Annotated in this window: 23 protein-coding genes; 12 read left to right on the forward strand and 11 right to left on the reverse strand. The window is 72.9% G+C overall.

Annotated elements, in window-relative coordinates; translation table 11 throughout:
* Positions 1–43: 43 nt before the first annotated feature.
* Complete coding sequence (locus ACIQ6Y_RS01705) at positions 44–988, reverse strand: SCO0930 family lipoprotein (protein WP_404031359.1); 945 nt, start codon at positions 986–988, stop codon at positions 44–46.
* Between the two features lie 595 nt (positions 989–1,583).
* Between ACIQ6Y_RS01705 and ACIQ6Y_RS01710 the strand changes: the two genes are divergently transcribed.
* The 3 genes from ACIQ6Y_RS01710 to ACIQ6Y_RS01720 all read left to right on the forward strand — a co-directional run bounded on the left by ACIQ6Y_RS01710 (position 1,584) and on the right by ACIQ6Y_RS01720 (position 3,607).
* Entirely contained in the window at positions 1,584–1,856 is a 273-nt protein-coding gene (locus ACIQ6Y_RS01710; protein WP_404031362.1) for a hypothetical protein, read from the forward strand.
* 197 nt (positions 1,857–2,053) lie between these two features.
* Positions 2,054–2,818, forward strand: a complete 765-nt coding sequence (locus ACIQ6Y_RS01715) for a DUF4239 domain-containing protein (protein WP_404031365.1) — start codon at positions 2,054–2,056, stop codon at positions 2,816–2,818.
* 255 nt (positions 2,819–3,073) lie between these two features.
* Positions 3,074–3,607: a hypothetical protein gene (locus ACIQ6Y_RS01720; RefSeq protein ID WP_404031368.1), complete on the forward strand. Its 534-nt coding sequence runs from the start codon at positions 3,074–3,076 to the stop codon at positions 3,605–3,607.
* 116 nt (positions 3,608–3,723) lie between these two features.
* On the opposite strand, the gene ACIQ6Y_RS01725 is transcribed toward ACIQ6Y_RS01720, so the two are convergent.
* Positions 3,724–4,128 (reverse strand): hypothetical protein, encoded by a 405-nt coding sequence (locus ACIQ6Y_RS01725; RefSeq protein WP_404033641.1) that lies wholly within the window; start codon positions 4,126–4,128, stop codon positions 3,724–3,726.
* A 638-nt stretch (positions 4,129–4,766) separates the two neighbouring features.
* Here ACIQ6Y_RS01725 and ACIQ6Y_RS01730 point away from each other — a divergent pair.
* Positions 4,767–5,444, forward strand: a complete 678-nt coding sequence (locus ACIQ6Y_RS01730; protein ID WP_404031371.1) for a class F sortase — start codon at positions 4,767–4,769, stop codon at positions 5,442–5,444.
* A 33-nt stretch (positions 5,445–5,477) separates the two neighbouring features.
* Here ACIQ6Y_RS01730 and ACIQ6Y_RS01735 read toward each other — a convergent pair whose 3' ends face one another.
* Entirely contained in the window at positions 5,478–6,311 is an 834-nt protein-coding gene (locus tag ACIQ6Y_RS01735) for a polysaccharide deacetylase family protein (protein ID WP_404031374.1), read from the reverse strand.
* 147 nt (positions 6,312–6,458) lie between these two features.
* Between ACIQ6Y_RS01735 and ACIQ6Y_RS01740 the strand changes: the two genes are divergently transcribed.
* Positions 6,459–6,914: a universal stress protein gene (locus ACIQ6Y_RS01740; RefSeq protein ID WP_404031376.1), complete on the forward strand. Its 456-nt coding sequence runs from the start codon at positions 6,459–6,461 to the stop codon at positions 6,912–6,914.
* Between the two features lie 16 nt (positions 6,915–6,930).
* Here the strand turns inward: ACIQ6Y_RS01740 and ACIQ6Y_RS01745 are convergent, their stop codons facing one another.
* Positions 6,931–8,088: a CapA family protein gene (locus ACIQ6Y_RS01745; RefSeq protein ID WP_404031379.1), complete on the reverse strand. Its 1,158-nt coding sequence runs from the start codon at positions 8,086–8,088 to the stop codon at positions 6,931–6,933.
* A 214-nt stretch (positions 8,089–8,302) separates the two neighbouring features.
* Between ACIQ6Y_RS01745 and ACIQ6Y_RS01750 the strand changes: the two genes are divergently transcribed.
* The 3 genes from ACIQ6Y_RS01750 (at position 8,303) to ACIQ6Y_RS01760 (ending at position 10,454) form a co-directional block, all read left to right on the forward strand.
* Positions 8,303–8,851, forward strand: coding sequence for a sigma-70 family RNA polymerase sigma factor (locus ACIQ6Y_RS01750; protein WP_404031382.1), 549 nt, complete (start codon positions 8,303–8,305; stop codon positions 8,849–8,851).
* 150 nt (positions 8,852–9,001) lie between these two features.
* Entirely contained in the window at positions 9,002–9,514 is a 513-nt protein-coding gene (locus ACIQ6Y_RS01755; protein WP_404031385.1) for a hypothetical protein, read from the forward strand.
* Between the two features lie 289 nt (positions 9,515–9,803).
* The gene (locus tag ACIQ6Y_RS01760) at positions 9,804–10,454 is read left to right on the forward strand and encodes a zf-HC2 domain-containing protein (RefSeq protein WP_404031387.1); all 651 of its coding nucleotides are present in this window, start codon (positions 9,804–9,806) and stop codon (positions 10,452–10,454) included.
* A 9-nt stretch (positions 10,455–10,463) separates the two neighbouring features.
* Here the strand turns inward: ACIQ6Y_RS01760 and ACIQ6Y_RS01765 are convergent, their stop codons facing one another.
* Positions 10,464–11,018 (reverse strand): cysteine hydrolase family protein, encoded by a 555-nt coding sequence (locus tag ACIQ6Y_RS01765; protein WP_404031390.1) that lies wholly within the window; start codon positions 11,016–11,018, stop codon positions 10,464–10,466.
* Between the two features lie 189 nt (positions 11,019–11,207).
* Here ACIQ6Y_RS01765 and ACIQ6Y_RS01770 point away from each other — a divergent pair, with 189 nt between their 5' ends.
* Positions 11,208–12,389 carry a PP2C family protein-serine/threonine phosphatase gene (locus tag ACIQ6Y_RS01770; RefSeq protein WP_404031393.1) on the forward strand — a complete coding sequence of 394 codons (1,182 nt, stop codon included), beginning with the start codon at positions 11,208–11,210 and terminating at the stop codon, positions 12,387–12,389.
* Positions 12,390–12,417: 28 nt separating this feature from the next.
* Here ACIQ6Y_RS01770 and ACIQ6Y_RS01775 read toward each other — a convergent pair whose 3' ends face one another.
* On the reverse strand, positions 12,418–13,839 hold the full coding sequence (locus ACIQ6Y_RS01775) for a lipase maturation factor family protein (protein WP_404031396.1): 1,422 nt from the start codon (positions 13,837–13,839) through the stop codon (positions 12,418–12,420).
* Positions 13,840–13,966: 127 nt separating this feature from the next.
* Between ACIQ6Y_RS01775 and ACIQ6Y_RS01780 the strand changes: the two genes are divergently transcribed.
* The 3 genes from ACIQ6Y_RS01780 (at position 13,967) to ACIQ6Y_RS01790 (ending at position 18,280) form a co-directional block, all read left to right on the forward strand.
* Positions 13,967–15,196 (forward strand): DUF6777 domain-containing protein, encoded by a 1,230-nt coding sequence (locus ACIQ6Y_RS01780; RefSeq protein ID WP_404031399.1) that lies wholly within the window; start codon positions 13,967–13,969, stop codon positions 15,194–15,196.
* Between the two features lie 104 nt (positions 15,197–15,300).
* Positions 15,301–17,385 carry a SpoIIE family protein phosphatase gene (locus ACIQ6Y_RS01785; RefSeq protein WP_404031401.1) on the forward strand — a complete coding sequence of 695 codons (2,085 nt, stop codon included), beginning with the start codon at positions 15,301–15,303 and terminating at the stop codon, positions 17,383–17,385.
* Between the two features lie 31 nt (positions 17,386–17,416).
* Positions 17,417–18,280 carry an Fpg/Nei family DNA glycosylase gene (locus tag ACIQ6Y_RS01790; protein WP_404031404.1) on the forward strand — a complete coding sequence of 288 codons (864 nt, stop codon included), beginning with the start codon at positions 17,417–17,419 and terminating at the stop codon, positions 18,278–18,280.
* On the opposite strand, the gene ACIQ6Y_RS01795 is transcribed toward ACIQ6Y_RS01790, so the two are convergent.
* The 5 genes from ACIQ6Y_RS01795 to ACIQ6Y_RS01815 all read right to left on the reverse strand — a co-directional run bounded on the left by ACIQ6Y_RS01795 (position 18,273) and on the right by ACIQ6Y_RS01815 (position 23,979).
* Positions 18,273–18,749 (reverse strand): hypothetical protein, encoded by a 477-nt coding sequence (locus ACIQ6Y_RS01795; RefSeq protein ID WP_404031407.1) that lies wholly within the window; start codon positions 18,747–18,749, stop codon positions 18,273–18,275. The two genes, ACIQ6Y_RS01790 and ACIQ6Y_RS01795, sit on opposite strands and share 8 nt — an antisense overlap.
* Positions 18,746–19,273 carry an RNA polymerase sigma factor gene (locus ACIQ6Y_RS01800; RefSeq protein WP_404031409.1) on the reverse strand — a complete coding sequence of 176 codons (528 nt, stop codon included), beginning with the start codon at positions 19,271–19,273 and terminating at the stop codon, positions 18,746–18,748. The genes ACIQ6Y_RS01795 and ACIQ6Y_RS01800 overlap by 4 nt, the downstream gene beginning before the upstream one ends.
* Positions 19,270–19,746: a DUF3995 domain-containing protein gene (locus ACIQ6Y_RS01805; RefSeq protein ID WP_404031411.1), complete on the reverse strand. Its 477-nt coding sequence runs from the start codon at positions 19,744–19,746 to the stop codon at positions 19,270–19,272. The genes ACIQ6Y_RS01800 and ACIQ6Y_RS01805 overlap by 4 nt, the downstream gene beginning before the upstream one ends.
* A 79-nt stretch (positions 19,747–19,825) precedes the next feature.
* A complete protein-coding gene (locus tag ACIQ6Y_RS01810; protein ID WP_404031414.1) occupies positions 19,826–20,812 on the reverse strand; it encodes an aldo/keto reductase in 987 nt (328 codons plus the stop codon).
* Positions 20,813–20,961: 149 nt separating this feature from the next.
* Complete coding sequence (locus tag ACIQ6Y_RS01815) at positions 20,962–23,979, reverse strand: alpha-mannosidase (RefSeq protein WP_404031416.1); 3,018 nt, start codon at positions 23,977–23,979, stop codon at positions 20,962–20,964.
* Between the last annotated feature and the right edge of the window lies 1 nt (position 23,980).

Raw genomic sequence — 23,980 nt, forward strand, 5'->3', positions numbered from 1 at the left:
CCCCTCCGTGGGGGCGGAGAGGCGGACCAGGGCAAGCAGCCGGTTACTCCTTCGGAGCGCCGATCGGCTTGCCGTCGGGCGCCACGGCGTACCAGGTTCCGCCGACGCCCTGGCCGTTGGTGTCACCGGGGGCCTTGTCACCGGAGAAGGTGTAGATGGGCCAGCAGTTGACCGTCTGCTGCTTCGCTCCATCGGGGCGGGTGAAGCTCATCAGACCCTTCTTCTGCACGCCCTTGGTGTCGTTCGCGGCGACCGGCTCGACGGCCGGCCACTTCTCCAGACAGGCGCCGGTGCACGCGGAGACCGGCTTCGGCCAGGCCTCGTCCTTCATGAAGCGGTAGACCGTCATGCCATTGCGGTCCACGACGATCTCGCCGAGCTTCGGGTCGTTACGGGTGGACAGTCCGGGCAGATCGGCCAGTTTCGCCTTCTTGCCGTCGGGGGCCAGCGCGTACCAGGTGCCCTTCACGCCCTGGCCGTTGGTGTCGCCGGGGTTGACGTCCTTGGCGTAGCGGTAGGCCGGCCAGCCGCCGACGGTGAGCTGCTTGCTGCCATCGGGGCGAGCGACCTCACCGAGCAGCGCCGGGTCGACGCCCTCGCCGGCGCTGGCGTCGTCCGCGAGGACCGGGGGCCAGGCGGTGGCGCAGTCGCCGTCGCAGTTGGTCTTGGGCGGCTCCGCGGTGTCCTGGTCGAAGCGGTACAGCGTGCGGCCCGCACTGTCGGTGAGCACCTGCCCCAGCTCGGCGTTGGTCGCCACGGCGAGCTTGCCCGCACCCTCGGCCGCGACCGGCTGCCCTTCCTGCGCGGCCCCACCCGTCCCGGTGTCGTACCCGCCACCGGATCCCACGCCGTATCCACCGGCCGGCGCGGCAGCCCCCACATTCTGACTGGCCGGCTGCGCACCCTCTTCCTGACCACACGCCGTCGTCAGCGCCAGCACGGCCACGGCACCCGCCACGAACGAGGCGCTCCGCCAGGAGGTCTTCATCGTCAACTCCCCATGATCCCAAGGATGTTACGGCGAGCCATTACCGCCACCGCACGGCATGAGGTACGGGGTGGGGGGCGGAGGTGTTCAACGGGGGAGGGGATTTCTTTGCGACCCGACACCCCCGGCGCGCCCGGCACCCCGGCCCCCGGCAACCCCGGCGTGCCCGCGCCACCGAGACGGTTCCGCGTCAACCCTGTTCAAACCATCCCGCCCACTCTGTCCCCCATTTGGGGCAATCGCCTCGGCGCCGGGCATGGCGGGCGCGGGAAGGGCCCATGATCTCCGTCGTGCATGGACCCCAACCGACCCGTCGCGCCGTCGCCGTGCGCGTGCTGGCTCTGACGGCACTGACATGGGCGCTGGTGGGCGCGCCGGCCGGAGTCGCGACGGCCGACGCATGCGCCTGGGCCTCGACGGGGCCCGGGGGCACGGAGGCCGGCGCGGTCGCGGACAGCGGCGGCACACAGGCGTTCGCGGTCGCGGGCATGAGCAGCGACGGGTCGCAGGCGGTCGCGGTCGCGGGCATCAGCGGCGACGGGACGCGGGTTGTCGCGGTCGCGGGCAGCGGTCCGACCTGGCCCGTCCCGCCGCCGTGCCCGAAGCCGCCGCCTCCCCCGCCGTGCCCGAAGCCGCCCCCTCCCCCGCCGTGCCCGGAACCGACACCGACGCCGACTCCCACTCCCAGCCCTACGCCGACGCCCACGCCGACGCCCCCGAAGCCGACGCCCGCCCCGACCCCGACCCCGACGCCCCCTCCGCCGAAGCCCCGGCCCACACCACCGCCCCCACCCGCTCCGGTGCTCCCACCCCCACCCGCTCCGGCACCCCCGCCGCCACCCACCCCCAGAGCCACACCCACCCCTAAGCCGACGCCGACCCCGACGCCCACGCCCACTCCCCACCCCTCGGCGACCCCCGTCACCTACCCGCCGTACAAGCCCCCTCGGCAGCAGCGGGTGTCGCACGACGGGAACTCGCCGATGACCTTCGTCCTGCTCATCACCGTTCCCGCGGTGATCGCCGTGGCCGCGCTGCGGGCGCGCTGATCCCTGGAGGCCCCTGTTGCCGGAATGGCTTGTTCTCACCCTCGCGATGCTGGCCGCCTGTGCCGTGGTGCTCACCCTCGCCCTCGTGCGCAACCGTGCGGCGGACGACGACGAGGACCCCAGCGAGACCCCGGACGTCATCGAGTACATGACGATGTGGATCGGCGTGGTGTACGCCATCGTCCTGGGCCTGGCCATCGCCGGTGTCTGGGAGGCCCGCAGCGCCGCGCAGGAGCAGGTGCGGGCCGAGGCGCAGGCGCTGCACGAGGTGTCGGAGCGGGTCCGGGTCTATCCGGTGGAGGTCCGCGACCGGATCCGGGACGACGTCAACACGTATGTCGGACATGTCGTGGGCGCCGAGTGGAAGCACATGTCCGACACCGGCAAGGTCACCGAGCGGGGCGACGAGCTCCTGGAGCGCATCCGCGCGGACGTGACCGACTACGAGCCGGCCGACGACTTCGAGGCGCAGGCGTACCAGCCGCTGGTGGACCAGGTGGCCGCGGCCGACCAGGCGCGCAGCGCGCGGGCCACCTCCACCGGCGCGACCATGCCGGGGGTGGTGTGGTTCGGGCTGCTCGCGGGGGCCGTGATCACCATCGGCATGGTGCTGGCGCTCCAGATCCGGCGGACACCGCGCGAACTCGTCCTCGCGGGGCTGTTCTCCGCGCTCATCGCCTTCCTGCTCTTCCTCATCTGGGACTTCGACGCCCCGTACAGCCGGGGCATCACGGCGTCGGTGGAGCCGTTCCTGCATCTCTTCCCGGGCGTGGGGGACTGACGGACCCCGAACCGTCCAGGTCCCAGGGCCTGCCCCCGCACCGTCCAGGTCCCAGGGCCGGACCCCGCACCGTCCGGGGCCCGGGGCCGGCCGCCACGCCGCCGGTGTCCCCCGGGCGGCGCACGCCCATGCCCCATTCGCCCGACTGCGTTCGCGCACCTGTGCGCACCTTCCTAGCGTTTCGGTCATCGAGGTGCATTGATGGCGCAAGCGGAAAAGGTCCGCGGCTGCTCCTCGGGGACCGGAGGATTCACCATGCGCGCGATACGCGTCGCTTCGGCCGCACTGCTGGGCGTCACCACCCTGGGCTGTTCCGCGCCGAGCGCCGTCGCGGAGGGCGACGGGAACATCACACCGTTCGGCTTCAGCGTCATGCCCACGACGATCGCCGCGGGCGGCCAGGTCACCCTGCGCGTGGACCGGGACAGCGGCGGCTGCAGAGGCACCGTCACGGTGACGTCCGGCATCTTCGACACCGTCTCCATCCGCTCGGGCCGCTCCTCGGCCTCGACGACGGTCGACTGGGAGGCCAAGGCCGGGGCGATGTACCGGGTGACGTTCACCTGCGACGGGGTGAGCGGCTCCACGGACCTGGCCATCGCCGGCGGCCGACCGGCCGGTCCCACGCCGGTGCCGCTGTCGCCGCCCCGGGGCGTGCACGCCGGTGAGGGCGGCAGCCTCGCCGGGTTCGACCTCAAGGAGATCGGACTGGGTGCCGCGCTCATCGCGGGCTCGGTCGGAGCGGCGTACTACTTCTCGCGCCGCCGCACGGGCGAGGACGGCGCCTGACCCCGCCGGACCGCCGCCCGCACGGACTTCGCCCCCGGATACTGGGATCCGGGGGCGAAGTCCGTTGCCGTCACGTGCGAGTCGGACGTAAGGGGCCGTCGAGGGCGCGGGCGAGGTCAGACGCGCTTCTCGGCGCGGCGGCGCATCCAGAAGACGCCGCCGCCGATCGCGGCCGCCGCCACCAGGCCGGCGCCGATGGCCATGTCGGTCGGGGTGGCACCGCTGGTGCTGCTGCCACCGAGACCACCGCGCACACCGCCGATGACGGTGAAGGCGTTGTCGCGCGTCAGCGGCTGGCGGCCCTGGCAGTGGACCGTGATGCTGTACGACCCGGGGGCCGCGTTGCTGTTGATGGTGGCGGTGCCCCTCGCCGTCTGGTTGGCACCGTTGATGGGTTCGAGGCGGGTCGCCGGGAAGGCGCTCGAGGTCGCCGTGCCGCCGCGCGGGCAGCCGTCGACGGTGATCGTCATCTGTCCGCCGCGCGCGACGACACTGGGCAGGGCGACGATGTTGCTGACGATGTTGCCGAAGCCGTCACCGCCGCTGGGTCCACCGGGGTTGCCACCGCCGTTGCCACCGCCGGGGTTGCCTCCGCCATTGCCACCGCCGTTGCCGCCACCGGGGTTGCCACCATTGCCGCCGCCGGGGTTGCCGCCGCCGTCACCGCCGTTGAACCCGCCGCCGTTGCCACCGCCGTTGCCACCGTTGAAGCCGGGGTTGGCGCCGCCGAGGCCGGAACCGTCCCAGGCGACGGCCGCGGGGGCGGCGAGTGCGAATGCGGCGACCGCGGCGGCTGAGACCGCCAGGGCACGAGAGTTACGCATGTGATCCTCCGCGGAAGGCGCCCCGGGGCCCGTCCCCGGTCGATCGGCGAGAGAACGCCTCCCACGAAAGACCCTCAGATGCCTTGCGCACGCCCGCATTTCGGCAATGGTCCGTATCGGTGAGGCGACACGCCGAAAGAAAACCGCACAATCGGATATTGCCGCAGGTCACGGACCGTCAGAAAATTCCTGTTCCGCGCTACTCGGATGGCGCACCGTTCACCCCGACGCATAACCCGTTCGTCGCTGCCCCGTCGCCGGTTCCGCGTGCGGCCCTTAGCGTTCTCGTATGCGCGAAATGACGTGGCGACGGCCGCGTCGAGAGGGGATGGCGAATGTCTGCGTCCGAGCTGGCGGCCGAGCTGGCCGAAGAGGAGGAGCGGCGGAAGAAGCGCGCCCCCTGGGGCGTGATAGCGCTTGTTCTGCTGACCGGTCTCGCGCTCATTCGCAACGGGTCCGGGGAATTCGACGTGGGCCCGCCGCAGCCGGCGTCCGCGGCGGCCGCCGACAGCCGCACCGTGCCGGGCAGCACCTTCGGCCAGGCCCCGGACCCGCTGCCGTACGCCGTGCCCGACCGGGTGCGGATCCCGGCGATCCAGGTCGACGCGCCGATCATGCCCGTCGGTCTGGACGCGGACGGCTGGGTGGGCGCGCCGCCGCCCGAGGACCCGAATCTGGCGGGCTGGTTCACGGGTGCCGTCGCCCCCGGCGAGAAGGGCACCGCGGTGGTCGTCGGGCATGTCGACAACAAGCAGGGTCCCGCGGTGTTCTACGGCCTCGGGGCGCTGAAGAAGGGAAATCGCGTCGAGGTCGCCCGGCAGGACGGCAGGACGGCCGTGTTCGAGATCTACGGCATCGAGGTTTTCGAGAAGAACGACTTTCCCGGCGACCGCGTGTACGCCTCCAAGGGCGCCGCGGAATTGCGGGTCATCACCTGCGGCGGCGGTTTCTCCCAGCAGAACGGCTACGACGGGAACGTGGTGGCCTTCGCCCGCCTGGTCGAGGTTCGCTGAGCGTCACCCCGGCCGGGCGGGCGGGCCCCGTCGTCAGGCGTAGTGCCGGCGCGGCACGGTGATGTGATAGCCGGAGTCCAGCAGTTGGGGCAGATAGTCGCGCAGGGCCCGGACACTCTGGGAGCGGTCGCCCCCGGCGTCGTGCGAGAGCACCACGACGCCGGGGGCGGCGCCGTTCTCGACGCGGCGCGTGATGGTGCGGGTGCCGGGGGTGGTCCAGTCGAGGGTGTCGACGGTCCAGGCGAGCGGCTCCATGCCGAGCTCGGCGCCGAGTTGGAATGCAGCCCGGTTCCAGGCGCCGTAGGGGGCGCGGAACCACTCGGGGCGGTCGCCGTAGGCCTCCTCGATGACGTCGCAGGTACGTTCCATCTCGTCCCGGATGCGGGAGCGGCTCAGGCGGGTGAGCAGGGGGTGGGACCAGGTGTGGTTGCCGACGGCGTGTCCCTCGTCGGCCATCCGCGCGAGCAGGTCCTGGTTGTAGGAGGCCATCTCGCCGCACACGAAGAACATCGCGCGTACGTCGTACCTGCGCAGGGTGTCGAGGATGTCGGGGGTGTAGCGGGGGTCGGGGCCGTCGTCGAAGGTCAGCACCATGGTCCGGCCGCGTCCGGAGACCTGGAGCAGCGGCTCGTGGCGCACCAGGGTCCGGTGAGGTGCGCTGCGGGGCGGGCCGTAGCCGGTGAGCGGCTGGAGGCGGTAGGCGGACGGCTTCATCGGGACCCGGTGGGCCGGGGCGCCGGACACGGGGGCCGCGGGTGCGGCGGGCTCTTTGCCCAGCGTGAGCAGACCGGCCGTACCGGCCGCACCGACGGCGGCCGCGCCGGCGATCAACGCCCGGCGCCTGCTGAACAACTGATCCTTCTTCATGACTCATCAGTCGCCCCGTGGAAGGGTGCCGCACCACCATGCCACCGGTCCGGCGGCGTGATTGCACCCGCTTGGCCCAGCCGGAGCGGTCCCGCCCCGGTCCTGCCCCGCGGCTGCCGGAGTCGGGGGTTCCGATAGCCTCTGGCTGTGACAGAACAGCACCAGTTCGAGCGGGGCACCGACGGGCCCAAGGTCATCCTGGTCGGCGTGGACGGCTCGGACTCCTCGCTGCGGGCCGCCGCCTACGCCGGCGGTCTGGCCCGGCGGCAGCGCGCGCTGCTGACCGTGGTGTACGTGCAGCCGGTGATGGCGGCCGGGGCGGCGCTGGGCGTGCCGGTGGCGGAGGCGACCGGCGAGATCGCCGATGATCTCGTGGCGCAGATCCGTGAGGCGGCCGAGCGGGTCAAGGGGATATTCGACGTGCGCTGGGAGTTCCACACCTTCCGCGGCGACCCCTACAACGGCCTGGCGCAGGCGGCCGACGAGCTCAAGGCGGACGCCGTGGTCGTCGGCGCCTCGGAGCAGGCCGGCCACCGCATCGTCGGCTCGGTGGCGATCCGGCTGGTGAAGGCCGGGCGGTGGCCGGTGACGGTCGTGCCGTAGCGGGACCCGGGGGGCTTTACTCCCCCATCACCAGGCCGTCCTTCGCCGCGCCCCGGCTGAGGACCACGTCCCGGATCCGGTCGCGTACGGCGGTGACGTCGGCGCCCTGCTCAAGCGCGGCGTTGAGGTTGACCACCCGCCCGGCGTCGATGTCGAACAGCTGCGGTACGAACTCGGCCCTGGTGACCTCCCAGCGGCCGCCGGGCCGGGCGGGCGGGGCGAAGGTGAAGCGGCCGAGGGTGGACTGGTTGCCGCGCGGGTCGGCGGCGCCCTGGTAGTTGTACATCTCGCCGGCGACCTGGTCGCCCATGCCGTAGATCACCCAGGTGCCGTTGACCTTCTCGTACGCCTGCGGGACGTGGGCGTGCGTGCCGAGGATCAGGTCGATGTCGGGGCGGCCGTCGGTGCGGGAGGCGGTGAGGGTGCGGGCGAGGGTGAGCTGGCGGTCGTCGGGCTCGTCCTGCCATTCGGTGCCCCAGTGCACGGAGACGACGACCACGTCGGCGCCCGCCTGCCGGGCCGCGCGGGCGTCGGCGATCATCTTCTGCTCGTCGATGAGGTTGACCGCCCAGGGCTGTCCCGCGGGCAGCGGGTAGCCGTTGGTGTCGTAGGTGTAGGCGAGGTGGGCCACCTTGGCGTCACCGGCGAGCAGGACGGTGACCGTGCGGGCCTCGCCCTCGGTGCGGGCGCTGCCGGCGTGCCGGACGCCTTCCCAGTCGAGGGCGTCCAGGGTGCGCCGGATGCCGTCGGCGCCGTCGTCGAGGCTGTGGTTGGAGGCGGTGGAGCAGCCGTCGTAGCCGGTGGCGGCGAGGCCGCGGGCGACCTCGGGCGGGGACTTGAACGCCGGGTAGCCGGAGTAGTCGCCGTCGGCGCCGTAGACGGTCTCCATGTGACACAGCGCCACGTCAGCGCGGGAGACGACGGGTTCGATCCCGGCGAGCATGGGCCGGAAGTCATAGCCCGTGCCGCCGGCGTCGAAGCGGGCCCGTTCGATGATCGAGCTGTGCGGGAGGACGTCGCCGGAGGCGACGAGGGTGAAGCCACGCGGGTCGGCAGCGGTGGGCGCCGGGCGTCCGGGGTGTGCCGGGGATTCGCGGTGCTGGGCCTGGCAGGCGGCGCCTGCGGTGAGGAGGGCCGTCAGGGCGAGGGCGACCTGTCGTCTGCGTGCGATCATCCGTTCACCTCTATTTAGTGATATTTACTCACCAATACGTACGAAGGTGACCTTCGGTGCAAACGACTCGCCCGCCCCCTTTAACCCGTCCGGTCCGCGCGGACGGGGCTGTCCGGGACCGTTCGTCGAACCGTTCGTCGACGCGTTCGACCGTCCGCCGCACATCCGTGCGCGCTCCCTGTCCCGGCGCGCGCCCCTGCGATTGCCTTCGGCCATGACGGCCGCGACCACGCTCACCACCGGGACGACGACCGCCGAGCACGAGCTCGCCGCACTGCAGCGGGAGCACGGCCGGCCCCTCTTCGCGCTGCTCCTGCGGCTCTGCGACGGCGACCGGCAACGCGCCGAGGACCTGGTGCAGGAGACGTTGGTGCGCGCCTGGCAGCATCCCGAGGCGCTGCGCGCCGATGCCTTCGAGTCCGTACGGCCGTGGCTGCTGACCGTGGCCCGGCGGCTGGCCATCGACGCGCGACGGGCCCGGCAGGCGCGTCCGGCGGAGGTCGGGGACGCCGTGCTGGAGAGCGCCCGGGTGTGCGCCGATCATGCCGAGCGGTCGGCCGCGACGGTCGATGTGCGCGAGGCTGTGAAGACACTCACTCCGGAGCACCGTGAAGTCCTGGTGCTGGTGTATTTCCAAGGGGCGAGTGTGGCGGAAGCGGCGAAAACGCTGGGGATCCCGCCCGGTACCGTGAAGTCCCGCGCGTACTACGCGCTGCGCGCCCTGCGCCGGGTGCTTCCGGGTTACGCGGCCGACCTGCGGTGAAACCGACCGTCTGGTCAAGCCTCCGTAAAGCGCCTTGCCCAGGACCCCGGTTGAGTAATCGGCTGTCCTCATCCGTGTTCCGGAAGGGTCTCTCATCCGACGGGACCGGGGGTCGGGCGACGCGCACGCACCGGAGGAAGGCAGGAAGGGATGCTTCACAGAGGTCAGAGCACGGACGGGCAGGGCGGCGGCGAACTCGCCGTCCCCATGGCCTGGTTGTACGCCGAGTACATCGCCGACGAGCTGCTGCGGTCCGGCGACCTCATGCCGCCGACGTCCTTCGAGTTCCGCGCCGGCCGTGACGCGCTGGCGCTCACCGTCTTCCTCTCCGACACCGAGGGCGAGCTGTCCGGCATCCGGGTGGTCACCCAGCTGGAGACCTGGCTGTCCCTGACGGCGTACGACCAGCCGTGGCAGGACTGGGTCGGGGAGCGGATGGCCGAGCTGACCGCGGAGGCGGCCGCGGCCGGTGCCGGTGTCCCCACTCCCGACCTGGACCTCGCCGCGGCGGCCTGGCGCTGGCTGGAGGAGACCGAGCTCCTCGCCCCCGACCTGAACGCGGTGCCGGGCGGCGCCACGGGCGAGGAGGACGGCCCGAAGGTCTGGACCCCGGCCTGGCAACTGGGCCTGCCGCTGGGCCATCTCGCCATCAGCCTCTTCTGATTCGGCCTCTTCCGTCTCCGAGTCCGACTCCGGGTACGCCCCCGGGTCCGTTTCCGACGCGGGCGGGCACCGCGCCCGCGAGGCGGCCCGACCGGGCGCGGACCGACCCGATCCGGCCCCGCCCCGTCACGATCCCGACTTTTTCCGGTGCGCGGCCAATCCGCCGCCCCGACGGCTCCGAATCCTCTGGGCCGGGATTCCCGCGTGGCTTGAGTGATTCGGCGGTGCGGTGCGTACGGGTGGGAGCAAGGAGTAACCCCACCCGCACTCAACGGCACGAGGATTCGGCATGAGGTCCCTGGAGAGGCATCGCGACGTCGCCGCCTACGCGCTCGGCGTGCTGGACGAGGCGGAGGCCTTCCGCTTCGAGGACCACCTCATGGAGTGCGCCCGCTGCACCGCGCACGTGACCGAATTCGGCCCGGCGACCCGGCAGTTGATGCTGTACCGACGGGCCACGCCCCGGTGGGTGCACCCCCTGGCGGGCACCGGCCCGCGGCTGCTGGACCGGCTGCTCGCCGAGGTGGCCGCACGGCATCGGGCGCGGCGCCGGCGGACCCTGTACGCCGTGGCCGCGTCGGTGGTGCTGGCCGTGGCCGGGCCGGTGATCGCCGCCACGGCCGGGGGCGGCACCGGGGCGGTGCAGGCCTCGGCCACCGACGAGCGGTCGGGGGTGTGGGCCCGGGTGACCTCCGCGGACGAGCCGTGGGGCAGCCAGGTGGCGCTGGAGGTGAAGGACGCAGCCGGTCCGCGCGCCTGCCGCCTGGTGGCCGTGGGGCGCGACGGCTCCGAGGAGACCGTCACCAGCTGGACCGTGGCGCCGCGTGACGCCCGCCCCACGTCGATGCAGGGCGGCGCGGCCCTGCATCCCGACGAGATCGCCCGCTACGAGGTGCGGACCGCGACCGGGGAGCGCCTGGTCACGATCCCCGCCCCGTGAGCCCGCGGCTCAGCCCTTGAAGTCGACCTCCGCCGTCGCCACGGTGCCCGCCGTGCGGCCCGGGGCGCGCTGGCCCTTCCAGTAGAAGTTGGTGTGCGCGATCACCTCGGCCGGGCTCGGGGCGCCGTACGCGCTCAGGTCCTCCGTGGTGTGGGCGTCGCCGACGAGGAAGACGTCGTAGCCACGGGTGAAGGCGCCATGGACGGTGGAGCGTATGCAGGCGTCGGTCTGCGCGCCCGTGACGAAGAGGCGTCCGATACCCCGCTCGGCCAGCACCGATTCCAGGTCGGTGTCCTCGAAGGAGTCCCAGTAGCTCTTGTGCACCAGGGGCTCGGAGTCCCGGCGGGCCAGCTCCGGCACGTACCTCCAGCCCTCGCTGTCGCGCGGCAGCTCCTCGTCGGAGTGCTGCACCCAGACCACGTCGATGTCCTCGGCCCGGGCCCGGTCGATCAGGGTGACGATGTTGGCGGTGACGCCCTCGCGGTCGTGGACCCCGGCCACGACATCCTGCTGGAAGTCGATGACGACCAGTGCGCTGTTCGGGCGGTCGGGCAAGGTGGTCACGGTGCCTCCCGGTTCGGATCCCTCACCTGTGGATCATGTGCCGCCCAGCGTAGGACACCCCACTGACAGTCCCTCCGTGCGCGGGCGCCGTCCCCGGTACGGCCCCTGCCGCCGGGCGGGCGCGGCGGCCCGGTGTGAGACTGCTGGACGACGCACCCGACCGTTGGGGGGACCGACGAGGGGAGCCGTGTGGTGACGGCGGACAGCGGTGACGGCCTCCTGGAGGGGTTCCTCGCCGACTCGGACAACGCGCGGCTGGACCTGTCCACCACGGTGGCCCGCTGCTCCAAGGCGCTCGGGCTCCAGCACTGCGTGGTCTACCTGGCCGATCTCCAGCAGCACGAACTGGTGCCGCTGACCGACGTCGTCCCGGCCCTGCCCATCGACGACTCGGCGGCCGGGTGGGCCTACCGCACCCAGTCGCTGCGGGTGACGGATTCGGACTCCGGGGGCCTGACGGCCTGGCTGCCGCTGCTGGACGGCGCCGAGCGGCTGGGCGTCCTCGCCGTGCACTGCCCCGAGCTGACCCCCCTCTCGCTGCGGCGCGGCAGGGCGCTCGCGGCCCTGATGGGCATGCTGGTGACGTCCAGGCGTGCCTACAAGGACTCCTTCGTCCGGCGTACGCGCACGGAACCGATGCGGCTGCCCGCGGAGATGCTGCGGGCGTTTCTGCCGCCGCGCACGATCGGCACCGCGCACGCCGTGTCGACGGCCGTGCTGGAACCCGCCTACGAGCTGGGCGGCGACGCCTTCGACCACGCGCTGACCGAGACGACGCTGCACGCCTCGGTCCTGGACGCCATGGGCCACGACCTGCCCGCCGGGCTCACCAGCGCGGTCGCGCTGGCCGCGTGCCGCAACGCCCGCCGCACCGGCGCGGACCTGCCGGAGCTGGTGCAGAACGTCGACACCGCGCTGTCGACATGGCTGCCGGACCAGTTCTGCACCGGCATCCTCGCCCAGCTGGACCTGGAGAGCGGCATGCTGCGCTGGAGCAACTGCGGGCATCCCACGCCCCTGCTCATCCGCGACCAGCGGCTCCTCGTCGACGCCCTGGCACGCGAGCCCGATCCGCCGATGGGCCTGCCGTCCCTGCTCACCGACCGGGGCCGGCAGTGCCACGAGATCGCGCTGGAGCCGGGCGACCGGGTGCTGATGTACACCGACGGGGTCACCGAGTCCCGTACGCACGACGGCGAGGAGCTGGGCCTGACCCGGTTCGCGGACTTCGTCATCCGCGCCACGGCCGCCGGTGAGCTCGCCCCGGAGATCCTGCGCCGGCTGATCCACACACTGCTGGACGCACAGCCCAACAGGCTGCGGGACGACGCCACGATCCTGCTCCTGGAGTGGTGGCCCCCGACCCGCTGAGCCGCTCGGCTCTCTGAGTGCGGCCGCCTCACCCACGGCGCATCGGGGTGTCCAGCCGCGTCGGCGGCAGATACTCGCGTACGTACGTCCGCTCCCAGCAGGCCCCCGTCTCCCGCAGCTCCTGCCAGGTCGTGTACCGGTAGCGGAAGAGACGGGCCCGTACGAACCGAGGCGGGGTGTCCGGCGGGAACGGTGAGCGGCGCAGCAGTTTCAGGGTGTCGCGGTCGTTCTCCAGCAGCCGCTCCACCAGCGCCCCGAACCACGCCCCGGCGTAGGCGGGGGACAGCGCGGCGAACCACATCAGCCAGTCCAGCCGCAGATGGTAGGGGGCGAACTGCCGCGGCCAGCGCCGGGGATCACCGGGTTTGCCCTTGAACTCGTACTCCCGCCAGTCGGACGTGGCGCGCGGGGTGTCGTCCAGGGTGCCCTCGACCACCACCTCGTAGCGGACCCGGCTGACGCTGCCGAACGCGCCGTAGGTGTTGACCAGGTGCAGCGGATCGAAGGAGCGGTTCATGACCTGCCGCCGGGAGATCATGTTCACCACCGGGTGGTAGCTGAGGAAGGCGAGCAGGGCGGCGACGGCGAGCACGACCACCTCGTACCAGAGCGGGGCGTCCGGCACGGACGGCGGATCGGCGGGGAACTCGATCGCCGACAGGGCCAGCACGATGGTGATCCAGTTGAGCCAGGAGAAGTTGCCGGACAGCACCAGCCACAGCTGGGTGACCACCATCAGCGCGGCCGCGGCGGAGGCGATCGGCTGGGGCGTGAACAGCAGGACGGGCACACCGAGTTGCGTGACATGGTTGGCGGCGACCTCGACCCGGTGCAGGGGCCGGGGCAGATGATGGAAGAACCAGCTCAGCGGGCCCGGCATCGGCTGCGTCTCGTGGTGGTAGTCGAGGCAGGTGAGGCTGCGCCAGCAGGCGTCGCCGCGCATCTTGATCAGCCCCGCGCCGAACTCCACCCGGAACAGGATCCAGCGCAGCAGGAACAGCACCACGATCGGCGGCGCGACCTCGTCGTTGCCGAGGAACACCGCGAGGAAGCCGACCTCCAGGAGCAGCGACTCCCAGCCGAACGAGTACCAGGTCTGGCCGACGTTGACGATCGACAGGTACAGCACCCACGGCACGACCCACAGCAGCATGGCGCCCCACAGCGGCAGCAGCGAGTCGACCCCCGCGGCCAGCCCCGCGGACACCGCGCAGCCCGTCCAGGCGCAGGCCGCGAAGAAGCGGTCGGAGTAGTGGAGTTGGAAGAGGCTGGGCGCCTGCCGGAACGGCGCCCGGGCGACGAAGCGCGGGACCGGCAGCATGCCGCGCTCGCCCATCAGTGCACGGAACTGCAGGGCCGCCGTCAGAAAGGCCACGAGGTACACGGCGGCCAGGGCCCGCTGGAAGACCAGCCGGCTCAGCCAGTACTCGGGTGCGGTGAACCAGTCCACGGCCGTCGCTCCTCTCCCTCCATCGTCCCGCCGGTCACTCTGTGTACCGCCCTGTTCCATTTGCGTAACCCGAGTGAGTGAAGCAAACAATAGGGAGGTATTGCCCGAAACCAGGCGGGAGAACGTGGTGCGGTCACCCATCCGAACCCTCGTCGCCGCAGTCGCCCTCACGATGGCACTGCTCGCCACCGGCTGCGCCGTCGAACTCGCGCAGTCGGCCGGGGCCGGCGAGGAGGTCCTCCTCCAGCCCGTCGCGGCCCAGGGGCCCAACCCCTTCACCGGCTCCACGGACGCCTCCGGCGTACGACCGGACAAACAGGCGTCCCAGCCCGCCGAGCCGCCGTCCCGGCCGCGCTCCGTCTCCGGAGCCACACCCGGCCTGTACGGCGGCACGGAGCAGGCCGGCAGCTGTGACGTACCGCGGCAGATCGAGTACCTCACCGCCGACCCGGCCCGGGCGCGTGCCTTCGCCGACGTCGAGGGCATCACCCCGCGGGCCGTGCCCGGCTATCTGCGCGGCCTGACCCCGGTCGTGCTGCGCGCCGACACCCAGGTCACCAACCACGGCTACCGCGACGGCCGGGCCACCGCCTTCGCATCCGTCCTGCAGTCCGGCACGGCCGTCCTCGTCGACACCCGGGGCGTGCCGCGGGTGCGCTGCGCCTGCGGCAACCCGCTGCTGCCGCCCACCTCGGCGGACCGCGCTCCGGTCACGAAGGGCAGCGCCTGGCCCGGCTACCGGCCGTCCCAGGTGGTCGTGGTGACTCCGGCACCCGAGGTGATCACCCACATCACGATCATCGACGTCGTCGACCACACCTGGATCGAGCGCCGCTGCGGCCACGACACCCGGCACGACCGCCCCGTACGCCCGCCCGCCTGGGCGACGACCCGGCCCCCGACGCCGAGCGAGCTGGAGAGCGCGAGCAGGAGCCCCCGTCCCAGCACGCCGGCCCCGGCCACGCCGAGCACGTCCAGCCCGGGGACGCATGACGAACTCGCGCCTCCGGACGTCTCCGAGCCCGGCCGGCCGCTGTCGCCGTCGTCGCCGCCGTCCGGCTGCGTGACCCCGACGGTCACCGTCACCCCCGGCGGCACCGGCCGCGCGACCGTGCCGCCCACGCCCGGGGACTGCCCGGCGGCCACGGTGACCGCCACACCGCCGAGCTCGCCCGGCACGCAGACGGCACCGCGCACCCCGTCGCAGGACGTCGGCCCCGAGACCGTCCCGGACTCCCCCGACCTTCCCGACAGCGGCGGCCTGATCCCGGACGACGTCCCGGACGACACGGCCGGCACCCGCAGCGGCACCGCCGAGAGCATCTTCGGCAGCCCCACCGACGTCTTCGCCGGGTGAGCCGTACGCCCGCCGCGGGCCCTCCCGGCCGTACGCCCGCGAAAGGGCCGCCCGGCCGGGCGGCCCCGGTCGAAGAATCCGTCGAACACTGGCAAGGTGGGCCCATGGCTGACCGGGGAGCGAGCGCGCTGTCACTCCCGGACGACTGGCCCGCCCACGCGGACTCGGTGCTCGCGCTGAACCGTATGGGCACCTTCGACTGGGACCTGGGCACCGGCCTGATGACGATGGACGCCCGGGCCCACGAGGTGTTCGACGTGCTGCCCGAGGAGTACGACGACCACCCCGAGACCCTCGGCCTGCGCGTGCCGCCCGGCGAGGCCCGCCGGCTGGACGCGATGGTGTCGCAGGCGCTCAAGGACGGCAGCGAGAACTACGGCGCCTACTTCCGGGTCCGCTGCCGCGACGGCACCCTGCGCTGGACCCACACCCAGGGCTACATCCGCCGGGACGAGACCGGACGCCCGCGGCGCATCATCGGCATCGTCCGCGACGCCACCCCGGAGCTCGCCGAGAGCGAGGCGCACAGCCGCCGTCTGATGGGGGACGACGTCCGTCTCGACCAGAGCAGCGTGATCCAGATGGCCACGGCCGCCCTCGCCCACGCGCGGACCGTCCAGGACGTCATCGACGTCATCAAGGACACCCATGGGCTGACCCACCTCGGCGCGACCAGCCTGGTCATGGGCCTGGTGGAGGCGGGCCGCATCCGGCTGATCGCCGAGGGGCCGACCGGCAGCTTCGTGCCCGGCACCGATGTCACCGGCATCGACGAGCCGTACCCGATGAGCGAGGTCGTGCGCACCCTCAGCCCCCGGTTCATCGAGTCCCCGGAGGAGTTCGCGGCGGGCTATCCCATCCTGTGGCCGCACATCACCGACCTGAAGATCACCGCGGCCGCGTATCTGCCGCTGATCGTCCAGGCCCGGCCGATCGGTGCGATGGGCCTGCTCTACAACGACCGCGAGGGCTTCAGCGCCGAGGAGCGCAACATCCTCGTCGCCCTCGGCAGCAGCATCGCCCAGAGCCTGCAACGGGCCATGTTCTACGAGCAGGAGAAGGACATCGCGCAGGGCCTCCAGCAGGCCATGCTGCCGCGCACCATCCCCAGCGTGCGCGGCGCCGACGTCGCCGTCCGCTACCGTGCCGCCACCATCGGCGGTTCCCAGGGCCGTGACATCGGCGGCGACTGGTACGACCTGATCCCGCTGCCCGGCGGGCGGGTCGGCGCGGTCATCGGTGACGTCCAGGGCCATGACACGCACGCGGCCGCCGTCATGGGCCAGCTGCGGATCGTGCTGCGCGCCTACGCCGCCGAGGGCCACACCCCGGCGACCGTGATGGCCCGCGCCTCGGTGTTCCTGCACGAACTCGACACCGACCGCTTCGCGACCTGTCTGTACGCCGAGGCCGACCTGGCCACCGGAGTGGTCCAGGTGGTGCGCGCGGGGCACATCGACCCGCTCGTGCGGCAGTCCGACGGCACCTGCCGCCGGGTCACCGTCGCGGGCGGGCTGCCGCTCGGCCTGTCCGCGGAGTTCGGCAGCCTGGAGTATCCGGTGTCCACGATCGAGCTGGACCCGGGCCACACCCTGCTGCTGTGCACCGACGGCCTGGTCGAGCAGCCCGGCGCCGACCTCGACGACGGCATGCGCACCCTCACCTCGCTCATCGCCTCGGGCCCCGAGGACGTACGGCGTCTGGCGGACATGCTCATCGACCTCGCCGAGGAACGCGGCGGCGACGACGACGTGGCGCTTCTCCTGCTGCACCGCCGGGGCATGGACGCGCCCCAGACGGGCGGCCGGCTCCAGCAGCATGTGGCCTCCGGCGATCCGGAGGCCCTGCGCGAGGCCCGCCGGATGGTCCGTACCGCCGTCCGCGCCTGGGGCGCCCGCGACCGTGCGGACGAGATCGTGCTCGTCGCCGACGAGATGATCACCAACGCGCTGATGCACACCGAGGGCGCCGCGATCGTCACCCTGCGGTCCCTGGCCGGCGGCCGGCGGCTGCGGGTGGAGGTCGAGGACTCCTCCAGCGCCCTGCCGCGCCGCCGCGAGGCGGGCGACTCGGGCGTCTCCGGCCGCGGCCTGCTGCTGGTGGACCTGCTCACCGACGACTGGGGCGTGGAGGCGCGCGGCGGCGGCAAGTGCGTGTGGTGCGAGTTCGAGGTGGCGCAGGCGACATGAGGTCGCGCGGCCCCGATGGCACTCTGGACGTATGCCGGAACTCCCCGAGGTCGAAGCGCTGAAGGACTTCCTGACCGAGAACCTGGTCGGCCACGAGATCGTCCGGGTGCTGCCGGTCGCCATCAGCGTCCTGAAGACGTACGACCCACCGCTCAGCGCCCTGGAGGGCCGCGAGGTCGGCGCCGTGCACCGGTACGGCAAGTTCCTCGACCTCGCCACGGACGGCGGCCCGCATCTGGTCACCCACCTGGCGCGCGCGGGCTGGCTGCACTGGAAGGACCGCCTGCCCGACGGCCCGCCCCGCCCCGGCAAGGGCCCCCTCGCCCTGCGGGTCGCCCTGGAGACGGGCGCGGGCTTCGACCTGACCGAGGCCGGGACGCAGAAGCGGCTCGCGGTGTACGTCGTCGACGACCCGGGGCAGGTCGAGGGCATCTCGAGGCTCGGCCCCGACCCGCTCGCCGACGACTTCGACGAGGCCCGCTTCGCCGCGCTGCTCGCGGGTGAGCGACGGCAGCTCAAGGGCGCCCTGCGCGACCAGAGCCTGATCGCCGGTGTCGGCAACGCCTACAGCGACGAGATCCTGCACGCCGCGAAGATGTCCCCGTTCAAGCTGGCCGCGTCCCTCACCCCCGAGGAGACCTCCCGCCTCTACGACGCCCTGCGCACCACCCTCACCGAGGCGGTCGAGCGTTCCCGGGGCCTGGCCGCGGGCCGCCTGAAGGCCGAGAAGAAGAGCGGCCTGCGCGTCCACGGCCGCACCGGCGAACCCTGCCCGGTCTGCGGCGACACCATCCGCGAGGTCTCCTTCAGCGACTCCTCGCTCCAGTACTGCCCGACCTGCCAGACGGGCGGCAAACCGCTCGCCGACCGCAGGCTGTCGCGGCTGCTCAAGTAGCCGCTCCCCGTACGTGCTCGGCCAACCGGTCCATGGCGCGGTCCAGTTCGCGCCGGGTGCCGAACGGGACGATCGCCGCCCGGCCCGGTACGCGCACCCCGCCGGTCAGGGCGACGCGGGTGCCGCCGCCGGGTGCGGGGGCGGTGGCCATGCCGATGACGAGGAAGCGGCTCTGCAGCCAGCACCAGCCGGGCCGCACCACGCCGTGCAGCCGGGCGCGCATGCCGTAGCGGCTGCGGGCAAGGGCCTCGACGCGCTCGCCGTCACGGCGTACGACGGTCAGGTGCCGCATGTCCGGCTGGAACCGCCCGAACGCCCCCTCCAGGTCGCCCATCACGGCCCACACCTCGGCCGGTGCGGCGGGCAGGAGCCGCTCGGCGACCCGGGCGCCGGGGAGGGCGGCGGCCATGATGTGCAGCCTGCGGACGTCGTCCAGGCCGGAGGTGGGCCACCCAGGCTCGGCGGTCATGCGGACCACGCCCTTCTGAAGCTCGCCCGGGCGCGGTGCAGCCGGGATTTGACGGTGCCTGCGGGGACGTCCAGCAGCGCCGCGGCGGCCTGTTCGTCCAGTCCCTCGATGTCGCGCAGGACCAGCACGGCCCGGTGTTCGGGTGCCAGCCGGGCCAGGACGTCGCGGATGTCGGCGCCGAGCTGCGGATCGCCGCGCTCGGGCACCTCGGTGAGCTCGGCGGGCCGGTCCCGGGCGTCGCGCCGGGCGATCCGTACCGCCTCGCGTACGGCGATGGCCCGCACCCAGCCGTAGAGCGCCTCCGGCTCCCGCAGGGCGCGCAGGGAGCGGAACACCACCACCAGCGCCTCCTGGGTGGCGTCGGGGCCTCCGCAGAGCGCGATGGGCGTGCAGATCCGGGCGACGTACGGGGTCAGCAGGCCGAGCAGGTCCTGCATCGCCAGGGTGTCGCCCCGGCGCGCGGCGCGGGCGAGCGCGATGCCCTCGGCATTCGCCCGCGCCTCGCTCGGCGTGCTCTCCGTCACCGGGCGAGTCTCCCAGGGACGCCCGCGCGGTCCGTGTCCGGGAGGGCCGCACGGGCGGCGGCGAGGCCGAAGACCAGGCACACCGGCGTGTAGAGCAGCAGGTTCAGCCGGTGGAAGACCGGGCCCGCGTCCTCGCCCAGGCCCAGCGCCCAGGCGATGCCGGCCGTCCCGCGGAGCATCAGCCCGGCGGCGACGGCGAGGGTGACGAGCCGCAGCAGCCGCCGGGTCCGCCGGCCGCCGCGCCCCGTGGCCCGGCCGAGGACGGCCGCGGCGGAGGTGAACAGCAGCGCGGCCAGCGGCAGCACCACCGGTGCGGTGAAGGGGACTTCGGTGCCGAGGACGGCGAGCGAGAGGGTGCGTTCGTCGGCCGCGGGCCAGGTCGCGCCGGTGGCCCAGTACACGTGCGCCAGGCCGTCCAGGGCCAGCAGCGCGGCCACCGCCCGGCCCGCGCGGCGTGGGGTGATGTGCTCCATGGTGGTGCTCCTCCTCGGGTGCGGACATGCCGACAGTCCGAGGAGGAGGCGGGAGGCGGGAAGGTTCCTGTGAAGAGCATCACACGGGCGTCTCGCCCGGCACGGGCGCCTCCTCGGGCAGCAGTCCGGTCTCGCGCAGCTCCTGCCACAGGTCGGCGGGGACAGGGGCTGCGAACTGGTGGGCGCAGTCGACGACTTCATGGGCCGAGCGGGCGCCGACCAGGACCGCGGCGACGGCCGGGTGGGCCGCGCAGAAGGCCAGCGCGGCGGCGCGCAGCGTGGTGCCGTGGCGGGCGGCGACGGCCTTCAGCCGCAGGGCGCGGTGCAGCAACTCGGGCAGCGCGGTGGCGTAGTTGTACGTCGCCCCCGGTCTCGGGTCCGCCAGCAGGCCGGAGTTGAACGCGCCGCCGATGACGACGGACGTGCCGCGGTCCAGCGCGGCGGGCAGCAGCTCGACGAGGGCCTGCTGGTCGAGCAGGGTGTAGCGGCCCGCGCACAGCACCACGTCGACGTCCGTGTCGCGGACGAACCGGGTGAGCATCTCCGCCTGGTTCATGCCCGCCCCGATGGCGCCGACCACGCCCTGTGCGCGGAGTTTCTCCAGCGCCGGATAGCCCTCCCGGAAGGCCTCCTCCGCGTGGTCGTCGGGGTCGTGCAGATAGACGATGTCGACGTGGTCGAGGCCGAGCCGCTCCAGGCTGCCCTCCAGGGTGCGCCGTACGCCGTCCTCGCTGAAGTCCCAGACGCGGCGGTGCGTGGCGGGGACGACGAAGCCGTGCGCGAGGTCGTCGCCGCCCCGGTCGGACGGCTCCAGGCGGCGGCCGACCTTGGTGGAGATCGCGTACTGCGCCCGGGGACGCTCGCGCAGGGCCGCGCCCAGTCGGCGCTCGGACAGGCCGAGGCCGTAGTGCGGCGCGGTGTCGAAGTAGCGGACACCGCGCTGCCAGGCGGCGGCCACCGCCTCGTGCGCCTGTGTCTCGGTGACCTCGGTGAAGAGGTTGCCGATGGCGCTGCCGCCGAAGGCCAGCTCGCTGACCCTGACGGCGCTGCGGCCCAGCCGGTTCACCGGGTCACCGGCCGGGTGGTGTGCGGATGCGGATGGTCGAGGTACCTGGTCACGGAGGGCCTTTCGGTCCGGGGCATCGGCGACCGCATGCCTATCAGGCCGATCAGGCCCGGCAAAAGGTTCGGATAGCGCCAAATCCCGGACCGTGCTCAGCTCCTGCGCAGCCGCAGGGTGACCAGCTCGAACGGCCGCAGCCGTACGGCGATCCGCCGGCCGTCGTTCCGTGGCGCGGGCACCTCGGCCAGCGGGCGCTCCAGCAGGTCGGTGACCTGCACCTCCGCGAACTCGAACCCGGGCGTCAGGGTGGCGCGGCAGCGGCCGCCGTGGGCCTCGTGGAAGCGGACGACCACATCTCCGCTGCCGTCGTCGGCGAGCTTCACCGCGGTGACGACGACCGCGTCCTGGTCGACGGTGACCAGCGGGGCCACCTCCCGCGCGCCGGTCAGGTGCCGCTCGGGCAGGTTCACCCGCCAGCCCTCGCGGACCGCGTCGGCGATGTCCGCGCCCGGCACGAGGGCGTGCCGGAAGCGGTGGACGCCCTGGTCGGTCTCGGGGTCGGGGAAGCGCGGGGCGCGCAGCAGGGACACCCGGACCGTGGTCGTCGTACCGAGGTCGCCGTCGGAGCGGACCGTGCGGGTCACGTCGTGGCCGTACGTCGAGTCGTTGACGACCGCCACACCCCAGCCGGGTTCCGCGACATGGACGAACCGGTGGTTGCAGGCCTCGAACTTGGCCGCCTCCCATGAGGTGTTGGTGTGGGTGGGACGGTGGAAGTGCCCGAACTGCGTCTCGGAGGCGTAGCGTTCGGCGTGCACGTCGAGCGGGAACGCCAGCTTGAGGAACTTCTCCGTCTCGTGCCAGTCGACCTCCGTGTCCAGCACCAGCCGCCGCTCCCCCGGCGCCAGCGTCAGCACCTGGGTGACACGCGAGCCACCGAAGGACCGCATGACCCGGACACCGCCGGCCTCGGTGGCCGTGACCTCGTCGGCGTCGGTGAGGTCGGTGACCGTGTTGCGGTAGAACTTGTCGACGTCCCAGGCGTCCCACATGTTGGGGAAGTCGGGGTGCAGCTGGAGCAGGCCCGCGGCCCGGCCCGGCGCGATCGTCTCGCGGTCGGCGTCGATGTCGTACGCCGAGACGACCAGCCCCTGCGCGTCGATCTCGACCCGCAGCAGGCCGTTGTCGAGGACGAAGCCGCCCCCGACGCGCGGGGTCGGCTCGACCGGCCGGGCGGCGGTGGGGGTTCCGGCTCCGCCCGCGGGGACCCCGTTCCTGCCGTGCGGCGCGGAGTTGAAGGCCAGCTCGCGCGTCCCCTCGCCCGCCAGCGCGCGCTGGGCCGCGTCGATGATGGCGTGCAGGTCCTCGGCCACCCGGGCGTAGGTCCGGCGGGCCTCGCGGTGCACCCAGGCGATGGACGAGCCGGGCAGGATGTCGTGGAACTGGTGCAGCAGGACCGTCTTCCAGATCCGGTCCAACTCCTCGTACGGGTAGGGGAATCCGGAGCGCACCGCAGCCGTGGCCGCCCACAGTTCGGCCTCCCGCAGCAGGTGTTCGCTGCGCCGGTTGCCCTGCTTGGTCTGGGCCTGGCTGGTGAGGGTGGCGCGGTGCAGTTCGAGGTAGAGCTCGCCGACCCAGACGGGCGGCTCGGGGTACTCGGCCTCGGCCTTGTCGAAGAAGTCCCGCGGGGTCTCCCACACGACGGTCGCCGAGCCTTCGAGGTCGCGCAGCCGGGCCGCCTTGGCGATCATCTCGCGGGTGGTGCCGCCGCCTCCGTCGCCCCAGCCGGTGGGGGCGAGGGAGTGGCGGGCGACGCCTTTGTCCTTGAAGTTGCGGGCCGCGTGGGCGATCTCGCTGCCCTTCATCGAGCAGTTGTAGGTGTCGACGGGCGGGAAGTGGGTGAAGATCCGGGTGCCGTCGATGCCCTCCCACCGGAAGGTGTGGTGGGGGAACTTGTTCGTCTGCGACCAGGAGATCTTCTGCGTCAGCAGCCGCTTGGCGCCCGCGGCCTTGATGATCTGCGGCAGGCCCGCGGCGAAGCCGAAGGTGTCGGGCAGCCACGCCTCGTCGTTCTCGATGCCGAACTCGTCGAGGAAGAACCGCTTGCCGTGCACGAACTGGCGGGCCATCGCCTCCGAGCCCGGCATGTTGGTGTCCGACTCCACCCACATGCCCCCGGCCGGCACGAACCGCCCGTCGGTCACCGCCTTCCGCACCCGCGCCCACACCTCGGGCCGGTGCTCCTTCACCCACGCCCACTGCTGCGCCTGCGACATGGCGAAGACGAACTCGGGCTCGTCCTCCAGCAAGGCCGTCATGTTGGCCGTCGTACGGGCCACCTTGCGGACCGTCTCCCGCAGCGGCCACAGCCACGCCGAGTCGATGTGCGCGTGCCCGACGGCGCTGATGCGGTGCGCGGAGGGCACGGCGGGAGCGGCGAGGGCGGGCCGCAGGTGCGAACGGGCCTGCTCGGCCGTGCCGTTGACGTCCTGGAGGTCGATCACGTCCAGGGCCTTCTCGATGGCCCGAAGAATCTCGTGCCGGCGCGGGGAGTCCACCGGCAGCTCGGCCATCAGCTCGCCGAGCACCTCCAGGTCGATCACCAGCTGCCACACCGTCTCGTCGAGGACGGCGAGATCCATCCGGGCGAGCGTGTACTGCGGCTCGCTGCCGGCGGTGTCCTTGTCGCCGAGCCGGGTCGGCCGGAACGGGTGGTAGTCCAGGATGACCGGGTTGGAGGCGGCCTCGACGTGCAGCCGCACCTCCTCGCCGCCCTCGACGGGCGCGCCGATCCGCACCCACTGGTTGCGCGGGTTGAGGCCCTTCACCGGGGTGCCGTCGGGCCGGTAGACCAGGCCCTCGCACTGGAAGCCCGGCATGTTCTCGTCGAAGCCGAGGTCCAGGATCGCCTCGACGGTCCGCCCGGCCCAGGCCTCGGGCACGGTGCCCGTCACCCGGAACCAGCTGGTGCCCCAGGGAGCACCCCACCGGGCGCCCACCTCGATCGGCGCGGGCTCGGCCGCGAGGCCCTCGGCGACCGGGACCGGCTCGTCGGGGGCGTGCCAGACGGCCACCTCCAGCGGCATGGACTCGGGGTACACGGCGGGACGGATGCGTTCGTCGAGGACACGCCTCAGCCGGGCCTCGACGAGGGTGCGGTCGTCATGCATG

The organism is Streptomyces sp. NPDC096205, from assembly GCF_044763135.1.
Lineage (GTDB): Bacteria > Actinomycetota > Actinomycetes > Streptomycetales > Streptomycetaceae > Streptomyces.